This is a genomic window from Streptomyces sp. NPDC101237 (assembly GCF_044767465.1).
In the GTDB taxonomy this organism is placed as follows: Bacteria; Actinomycetota; Actinomycetes; order Streptomycetales; family Streptomycetaceae; genus Streptomyces; species Streptomyces gramineus.
The window spans coordinates 1-8007 of the sequence record NZ_JBIWNY010000032.1; the positions used below are offsets into that span (position 1 = coordinate 1).

Sequence of the window (8007 nt, forward strand, 5' to 3'; positions counted from 1 at the left end):
GGGTGGGGGTGGTGCCGGGGCTGGCGGGGTCGGTGCGGTTGTCGGACGCCTCGGGGGGGGGGGGGGGGGCCCCCCTCACACGCACGGGTGGTGCCGGTCACCGTGTCGTGACCGGCACCACCGGAAGGGCTTCGACCGCGGTTCCCCTAGCGGGGGTTGAAGACCACGCTCGCGAAGTGGACGCTGCCGGGCGCCGAGTGGCCGGAGGCGATGCGCAGCGCGGTGCCCTTGCACTTCTTCTTGCTGTAGACGACGAGCGCCTTCTTCGTGGAGTTCTGCGGACCGCGCGCCTCCTGTGCCATGTCCAGGCACTTGCGCTCCGGCGGGCTCTGGATGGCATACGCCTTGCCCTTGGGTCCCACCCAGACGAACGACCCGTCGGCGGCGGCGGCCGGACCGGCGGTGATGGCGGCGAGGGCGAGTCCGCCGAGAACGGCGGCGAGCGGACGGGTGAAGCGCATCGTGATGTCCTTCGTGAACGGTGAGAACGAGGAAAGAGGCAACGGCCTGAAATCGGCGGCGACTCGGTCGCCGACCAGGCCGGTGCTCCGTCGTCATCACACACCGTCACCGCGCCCCGACCGCCCGGCGACACGGGAAGGTCCCACGTCCGAGGGACGTCCACCGGCGTGTCGTGGTACAGGAGGTGACGACCCTCGGCGATTCCTCACCGCCGAAGGACGGACATAAGAGTAAATTCCCGACCGTTGCCTGAGAGAGGTGTCACCGGCGGACGGGGCAGGGGATGAGCACGGACGGCGGTGCCGCGACGACGACCGGGATCGCGCGGCTCCACGACTCGCCCGGACTCGCCGGGCCCGGCCGGCTCGCCCTCGTCACCAACCACACCGGAGTGCTGCCCGATCTGCGCCCGGCCGCGCCCGCACTGCTCGCGGCCGGCGCGCCCCTGGTCGCCCTCTTCGGACCCGAACACGGCCTGCACGGCACCGGCCAGGCCGGTGAGTCCGAGGCCGCCCGCGCGGACCCCGACACCGGCCTGCCGGTGTACGACACCTACCGGTGCGCGGGCGAACGCCTCGACAAGCAGCTGATCGACAGCGGCGCCGACGCCCTGGTGTACGACCTGCAGGACATCGGCGCCCGCTTCTACACTTACGTGTGGACCATGTTCGACCTGATGGTCTCGGCGGCCCGCACCGGCCGCCGGTTCGTGGTCGCCGACCGCCCGAACCCGCTCGGCGGACTCGTCGCCGAGGGCCCGCTCCTGGAGCCGGCCTGGGCCAGTTTCGTCGGACGCGCCCCGGTCCCGGTCCGGCACGGCCTCACCGCGGGCGAACTCGCCCGGCACCTGAACATCTCCGCCGTGGCGCAAGCCGCGGGCAGGCCGGTCGAGTTGACGGTGATCGAGGCCACCGGCTGGCGGCGGGCCATGACCGCCGAGGCCACCGGGCTGCCGTGGATCGCCCCCTCGCCGAACATCCCCACCCCCGCCACCGCCCTCGTCTACCCCGGCACCTGCCTGTTCGAGGGGACCAACCTCTCCGAGGGCCGGGGCACCACCCAGCCCTTCGAGATCGTCGGCGCCCCCTACCTCGACGGGCGGTTCGCGCCCGCCCTCGCCGGACTCGGCCTGCCCGGCGTGCGCTTCCGCGACCTGCGCTACGTGCCGGCCTTCCACAAACACGCCGGACGGCCGCTGCGGGGAGTCCAGTTGCACGTCACCGACCGCGAGGCGTTCGCCCCCGTGCGCACCGCCGTCGCGATGCTCGCCGTACTGCGCCGCCTGTACCCGGACGACTTCGCCTGGCACGCGGCCGACGGCGGGGCCGAAGGCACCGGCCACCGGTACTTCGTCGACCTGCTGTGGGGCTCCGACCGGCTGCGGCGCGCCGTCGACGCGGGCGAGGACCCGCTGCCGCTGTGCGCTCCGCCCGCCCCGCCCGGCCGGTGGGCCGGCGAGGACGTGCTGCTCTATCCCACGGACCTGGCGCCCAGCCCGGAAGGACGATCCCCCCGATGACCGACCTCCTCACGACCACGACCCAGGCCGGGATCCGCGACTTCCGCGCGGGCGACGGCCCGCGGGTGGTGGAGGCCTGGCGGCGCAGCGCGGACGCCGACCCCATCAGCCTCGACCGCTTCCGCACCCTGGTCCTGCTCGACCCCAATTTCGATCCCGCGGGACTACGGGTCGCCGTGGACGGCGACCACGTGGTCGGGGCCGCCTACGCGGTGCGCCGGCTGACCCCCCTGGCCGGGACCGACCTGGAACCGGAACAGGGCTGGATCCCCTTCTTCTTCGTCGCCCCCGAGGCCCGCGGACGCGGTCTCGGCCGACGGCTGCTCACCGAGGCCCTCGACTGGCTGCACGGCCACGGCCGTACCCGGGTGGACTTCTCGTCGTACACGCCGAACTACGTCGTCCCCGGCCTGGACGCCGAGGCCTACCCGGAGGCGGCCGGGCTCCTGGAGTCCCTGGGGTTCCGCACGCTGTACGAGGCGGCCGCGATGGACCGGGGCCTGGTCGGCTACCGCCGCCCCGACGACGTCACCCGCCGCCTGGAGTACCTGACCGGGCAGGGCCACCGGTTCGCCACCCCGGCCGACGACGACCTGGTGGACCTCCTCGCGCTCGCCGGACGCCACTTCGGGCCCGACTGGGCGTGCACCATCCGGGCGTGCCTGGCGGCGGGCACCCCGCTGGACCGGATCGTCGTCGCCCGTGACCCGGACGGCCGCATGGTCGGCTGGGCCATGCACGGCGCGTTCGACGGGGTGGACGAGCGGTTCGGTCCCATCGGCGTGCTGGAGGAGATGCGCGGCACCGGGCTCGGCGAGGTCCTCCTGCACCTGGTCCTGGAACGGATGCGGGCCCGGCGCGCGCACTCCGCGTGGTTCCTGTGGACCGGCGCCCGGTCCCCGGCCGGCCACCTCTACCGGAAGACCGGCTTCACCACCACCCGGGTCTTCCGCGTGCTGCGCCGGGAGGCGGCCGCCCGATGACAGCGCCCCGCCCCGGCAGCCGGCCGAGCCGCCGCCACCTCGCGCTCGCGCTGCCCGCGGCGCTGCTCGCCGCCGGCTGCGCCGCGCCCCGCCGGGGCACCGGAAAGCCCGGCGACCCCATCGTCCTCACCCTGCTCTCCCACTACGCGAGCGGTGAGCTGAAAGCGGCCCTGCAGCGCCCGGTCGACGAGTGGAACGCCACCCACGACCGGGTCAGGGTGGCGACCAAGGCCGTCGAGTTCACCGACCTGCTGACCACCTTCATGGTCCGTCAGGCCGCGGGGCAGGGCGCCGATCTCCTCCAGCCGTACTGCCTGTGGAACGGCCAGCTGGTCCGGGCCGGCGTGTTGCGGCCCGCGCCGGCCCGACACGCCGAGGAGATCAGGCACGGCTACGGCGCCGCGGCCGTCGGATCCTCGTCGGTGGCCGGCCGGGTCTACGGCTATCCCACCGAGACGCAGACGTACGCCCTGTACTACAACAAGCGGCTGCTGCGCGCGGCCGGCGTCGCCCGGCCGCCCGCCACCTGGCGCGAACTGGAGGAGACGGCCTACCGCACCGCCCGCCGGGACGGCTACGGCAACACCCTGGTCCAGGGGTTCGGGCTGTCGACCTACGACGACTCCACCACCGTCGGCCAGACCCTCGCGCTGCTCAACGCGGCCGGCGGACGGTTCGTCACCGCGGACGGCCGGAGCACCGCCATCGACTCGCCGGCCGGCCGGGCCGTGCTCGACCTCCAGCACCGGCTCGTCGCCAGGGGCGCGAGCGATCCCGGCGTCAACGTCTACAAGGCGTTCGCGTCCGGGCAGGTCGCCATGGTGATCAGCGCCGGCTGGTGGACGGCGAACCTCAAGTCCCTGATGGGCGGTGCCTACCGGGACGTCGGCGTGGCGCCCGTGCCACTGCCCGAGGCGGACGGCGAGCAGGCCACGCTCTCCACCGGGTTCATGCTCGGCGTCAACACCGCCAGCGAACACCCTGACGAGGCTTGGGAGTTCCTGCGCTGGCTGAACACCGAGAAGGTGCGCGGCGCCACCCGGATGAGCGCCCTGCAGGCGTCCGTCGGCTCCCTGACCGGCCGCGCCGACGACATGCGCACCCTGCTCGGCACCGGCGGCGACCCGAACCTGCGGCCGTTCCTGGACGCGCTCGGCTACGCCGTGCCCGAACCGAACGGACCGGGCGCCCAGCAGGCCAAGTCGCTGCTGCGCAGGAACATCGAGGCGCTGTGGACCGGCCGGCAGTCCGTGGACGAGGCCCTGCGCACCACCCGACGCCAGGTGGACCAGGAGGTGTCGCGCTCATGGTGAACGCCACCCTGACAGCGGAGGCTGCCGAACGGGCGGCTCCACACCCGTCCGCCGTCGGCGTCCGCGGCAGCGGCCGCGCCGGGCAACGGCACCGCCAGGCCGTCGTCGCCTACCTCTTCCTGGCCCCGACCCTGCTGTTCTACGCCGTCTTCCTCGCCCTGCCGCTGGGCTTCGCGCTGCTGCTGTCGCTGTCCCGCTGGGCGGGCTTCGACCTCGGCGACATCGAACCCGTCGGCACGGACAACTTCGCCCGCCTGTTCGCGGACGGGGCGACGTTCCTGACCCCGGTCCTCACCAACACGCTGCTGTTCGCCCTCGGTACCGTCGCCCTCGCCCTGGCCGGCTCCGTGCTCGTCGCCACCTGCATCGACAAGCTCCGGTTCCAGGGACTGTGGCGCACCCTGTACTTCCTGCCGATCGTCACGACCGTCGTGGCCGTCGGCAACGTCTGGAAGTACATGTACGAACCCGGCGGCCTCGTCAACGGCGTCCTCAACGCCGTCGGACTCGGCTCGGTGGCGTTCCTCCAGGACCCCGACACCGCGCTCCCCGCGGTCGTCGTCGTCCAGGCCTGGGCGTCGGTGGGCTCGGCGATCCTGGTGCTGACCGCCGGACTGAAGTCCGTTCCGCCGTCGTACTACGAGGCCGCCGCGCTCGACGGCGCCGGGCCCGTCACCGTCTTCTGGCGGATCACGCTGCCCCTGCTGAGGCCGTCCCTGCTGTTCGTGTGCATCACCCAGTTCCTCACCGGCCTCCAGTCGTTCGCGCTGATCACCGTCATGACCAGGGGCGGCCCTGGGGACGCGACCGACGTGGCCGCCCTGGAGATGTACCGGCAGGCCTTCTCCTACGGCGACTGGGGCACCGCGAGCGCCGCGGCCTTCGTGCTCTTCGCGGTCGTCCTCGCGGTCACGCTGGTCCAGTTGTGGCTCTTCCGGCGCAAGGGGGAGGACGCGTGACGCGCCGGCGGTTCCCCTGGCTGTCGTACCTGCTGGTCGTCACCGGCGCCGTCCTCACGGTGGTGCCGTTCCTCGACATGGTGATGACGTCCTTCAAGGGCGCCGACGAGGCCGGCAGGCTGCCCTACCGGTTCCTGCCCGACGCCTTCGACCTGTCCAACTACCGTGCCGCCGTGCACCAGCTGGACCTGCCGGTCCTCTTCCGCAACAGCGTCGTCGCCACCGCCGTGATCAGCGCCTCGGTGCTGGTCACCTCGTCGCTCGCCGGGTACGCGCTGGCCAAACTCCGCTTCCCCGGACGGGACTTCGTCTTCCGCCTGGTGCTCTCGACCATGATGTTCCCGCCGTTCCTGTTCCTCGTCCCGCACTTCCTGATCCTGGTGCACTGGCCGCTGGCGGGCGGCAACGACCTCCTCGGGCGCGGCGGCGCGGGGCTGACCGTCAGCATCGCGGCGCTCGCCATGCCGTTCCTCGTCAGCGGCTTCGGGATCTTCCTGATGCGCCAGTTCATGGTCTCCCTCCCGGACGAGGTGCTGGAGGCCGCGCGCATGGACGGCGCGGGGGAGTTCACCGTGTGGTGGCGGATCGTCGTCCCGCAGACCAGGCCGGTGCTCGTCACCCTGGGACTGCTGACGTTCGTCGACGCCTGGAACGAGTACATCTGGGCGCTGCTGGTGTCGACCGCCAACCCGGACGTGATGACGCTGCCCGTCGGCATCCAGCTCCTCCAGGACCACGTCGACCCCACCCGCACCACCCCGATCGTCATGGCAGGTCTGGTCCTGAGCACCCTGCCGGTCCTGGTGCTGTTCCTGCTGCTGCAGAAGCACTACGTCCGTGGTGCGATGCTCAGCGGCCTCAAGTGAACCGCCGATCCTACCCAGATCGTGGTGTCGATACGCTGTTTGTCGTAGCACAGCGGATTGCCCCTGGGGGGTTTGTTCTCTCACCGGTCGTGCGCTACGCCTGCACCATGCAACAGTTCTGGCACACCCCTTGTGGCGGGCGGCCTCAACTGCCCTGGCCAGGGACGTTCCTTGCGGACCCCGCCTAAAGGACACCCCAGCGTCAGCCCAACTTCTTCAAGTGACGCTTGACGTCAATTCCACGATCGGGTGACACTGATGTTGCTTTTGACGATCCTCGATACGTCAGTGCAAAAAATGGAGAGCTAATGTCATTGGAACAGCCCGCCCTCCCGTTATCACGAAGCGCCACCGAGGTTTCCCAGAACGAGTTACCCGCCGTTCTCGACGGGTTCGATCTCAGTGACCAGGACCGGTTCGGCGCCGGTTTCCCGCACGAGGTCTTCGCCCGGCTCCGCCGGGAGGCACCGATCCTGCTCCACCCGCCGGGCCGCACCCGCGACGGCGAGAACTTCTGGGTCCTGTCCCGGTACGCCGACGTGGTCGAGGCCGCGGCCCACCCGCTGCTGTCCTCCCAGGGCGGCGGCGACCGCGAGGGCGGTGGCACCCACCTCGACGACCTGCCCGCCGGCACCTACTCCGGCGCGATGCTGAACATGATGGACGACCCCCGGCACCGGTTGCTGCGCGACCTGGTCAGCCCCTCGGTCACCGGCCCGGTCCTGGAGGCACTCGCCCCGACCATCACCGAACGCGCCGAGGCGATCGTCGACGAGGTCGTCGAACGCGGCTCCTGCGACTTCCAGAACGACGTGGCCGGCCGCTACTCGGTCGAGGTCATGGCCGCGCTGATGGGCATACCTCGCGCGGACTGGCCGCAGTTCGTGGACTGGACCGAGGTCGTGATGGGCTACGAGGACCGCGAGTCCGGCGAGGCCTCCTCCCGCAGCCAGGCCTCCCTGCTGGCCATGTACCAGTACGGCGTCAAGCTGATCGCGGAGAAGCGCGCCGAACCGGCGCAGGACTTCCTGTCCGTGATCGCCGCCGGTGACCTCCCGGAGGGCCAGGGCGAACCGCCGCTGCGCGACTACGAGCGCGAGGTCTTCGTCAACCTGCTGACCCTGGCCGGCAGCGAACCCACCCGCAACGTGATCGCCGTCGGCCTGCACGCCCTGGCCGAACGGCCCGAACAGTGGCAGGCGCTGCGCGCCGACCGCGCGCTGCTGGACGGCGCGGTCGAGGAGATGATGCGCTGGTCCACGCCGACGCCGTACAACCGGCGCACCGCCACCGAGGACTTCATCTTCAACGGCGTGCAGTTCCGCCGCGGCGACAAGGTGACCCTGTGGTGGTCCTCGGCCAACCGTGACGAGACCGTCTTCGACGACGCCATGTCCTTCGACGTGCGCCGCAACCCCAACCCGCACGTCGCGTTCGGCATGGGGCCGCACAGCTGCCTCGCCGTCGACCTCGCCCGCATCGAACTGCGCACGCTGTTCGGCGCGCTGCTCGACCGGGTCGCCGAGATCCGGCTGACCGGTCCGGTGCCCTGGGCCAACAACAGCAAGCACACGGTGGCCCTCAGAGTCCCCGTGGAGTTCGTCCGCGCCTGAGCGGACCCGCGTCCCGCCGCGAACGGCGGACGCCCGTACCCCGGCCGCGCCCTGCCGCGGCCCAGGGGACGACGGTCACGACACAGTGACCGCGGCAGCCTGCGGCGGACCGGTGCCCGTCACCGGTCCGCGCCCCGCCCGCGATCCGATCGGCCCGGCACCGCCCGGCCCGGGTCCGCGGCATGCCGGCCGGACCAACACGCCGAGGGCACCCGTCGGCGGGTCCGGGGCTGCCCCGACCAGGAGGCCACCGAGGCCTGCCCGTGGCACAGCGCGACCCCGCACGTCCGGA

Annotated in this window: 7 protein-coding genes; 6 read left to right on the forward strand and 1 reads right to left on the reverse strand. The window is 72.1% G+C overall.

The window, feature by feature from the left end; translation table 11 throughout:
* Positions 1-146: 146 nt before the first annotated feature.
* Positions 147-461, reverse strand: coding sequence for a hypothetical protein (locus tag ACIRQ9_RS34690; protein ID WP_404182783.1), 315 nt, complete (start codon positions 459-461; stop codon positions 147-149).
* A 284-nt stretch (positions 462-745) separates the two neighbouring features.
* Here ACIRQ9_RS34690 and ACIRQ9_RS34695 point away from each other — a divergent pair, with 284 nt between their 5' ends.
* The 6 genes from ACIRQ9_RS34695 (at position 746) to ACIRQ9_RS34720 (ending at position 7715) form a co-directional block, all read left to right on the forward strand.
* Positions 746-1981 carry an exo-beta-N-acetylmuramidase NamZ domain-containing protein gene (locus ACIRQ9_RS34695; RefSeq protein ID WP_404182786.1) on the forward strand — a complete coding sequence of 412 codons (1236 nt, stop codon included), beginning with the start codon at positions 746-748 and terminating at the stop codon, positions 1979-1981.
* Complete coding sequence (locus tag ACIRQ9_RS34700) at positions 1978-2964, forward strand: GNAT family N-acetyltransferase (protein ID WP_404182789.1); 987 nt, start codon at positions 1978-1980, stop codon at positions 2962-2964. The genes ACIRQ9_RS34695 and ACIRQ9_RS34700 overlap by 4 nt, the downstream gene beginning before the upstream one ends.
* Positions 2961-4277 (forward strand): ABC transporter substrate-binding protein, encoded by a 1317-nt coding sequence (locus tag ACIRQ9_RS34705; protein ID WP_404182792.1) that lies wholly within the window; start codon positions 2961-2963, stop codon positions 4275-4277. Before ACIRQ9_RS34700 ends, ACIRQ9_RS34705 begins: the two co-directional genes overlap by 4 nt.
* On the forward strand, positions 4271-5236 hold the full coding sequence (locus ACIRQ9_RS34710) for a carbohydrate ABC transporter permease (RefSeq protein ID WP_404182795.1): 966 nt from the start codon (positions 4271-4273) through the stop codon (positions 5234-5236). Before ACIRQ9_RS34705 ends, ACIRQ9_RS34710 begins: the two co-directional genes overlap by 7 nt.
* Positions 5233-6102, forward strand: a complete 870-nt coding sequence (locus ACIRQ9_RS34715) for a carbohydrate ABC transporter permease (RefSeq protein WP_404182798.1) — start codon at positions 5233-5235, stop codon at positions 6100-6102. The genes ACIRQ9_RS34710 and ACIRQ9_RS34715 overlap by 4 nt, the downstream gene beginning before the upstream one ends.
* Positions 6103-6410: 308 nt before the next feature.
* Positions 6411-7715 carry a cytochrome P450 gene (locus ACIRQ9_RS34720; RefSeq protein ID WP_404182801.1) on the forward strand — a complete coding sequence of 435 codons (1305 nt, stop codon included), beginning with the start codon at positions 6411-6413 and terminating at the stop codon, positions 7713-7715.
* Positions 7716-8007 lie beyond the last annotated feature (292 nt).

Bases quoted from the DNA above. Each gene is read 5' to 3' on its own strand.
- ACIRQ9_RS34720 (WP_404182801.1), top strand. From the start codon at position 6,411: ATGTCATTGGAACAGCCCGCCCTCCCGTTATCACGAAGCGCCACCGAG.
- ACIRQ9_RS34690 (WP_404182783.1), bottom strand. From the start codon at position 461: ATGCGCTTCACCCGTCCGCTCGCCGCCGTTCTCGGCGGACTCGCCCTC.
- ACIRQ9_RS34695 (WP_404182786.1), top strand. From the start codon at position 746: ATGAGCACGGACGGCGGTGCCGCGACGACGACCGGGATCGCGCGGCTC.
- ACIRQ9_RS34705 (WP_404182792.1), top strand. From the start codon at position 2,961: ATGACAGCGCCCCGCCCCGGCAGCCGGCCGAGCCGCCGCCACCTCGCG.
- ACIRQ9_RS34710 (WP_404182795.1), top strand. From the start codon at position 4,271: ATGGTGAACGCCACCCTGACAGCGGAGGCTGCCGAACGGGCGGCTCCA.
- ACIRQ9_RS34700 (WP_404182789.1), top strand. From the start codon at position 1,978: ATGACCGACCTCCTCACGACCACGACCCAGGCCGGGATCCGCGACTTC.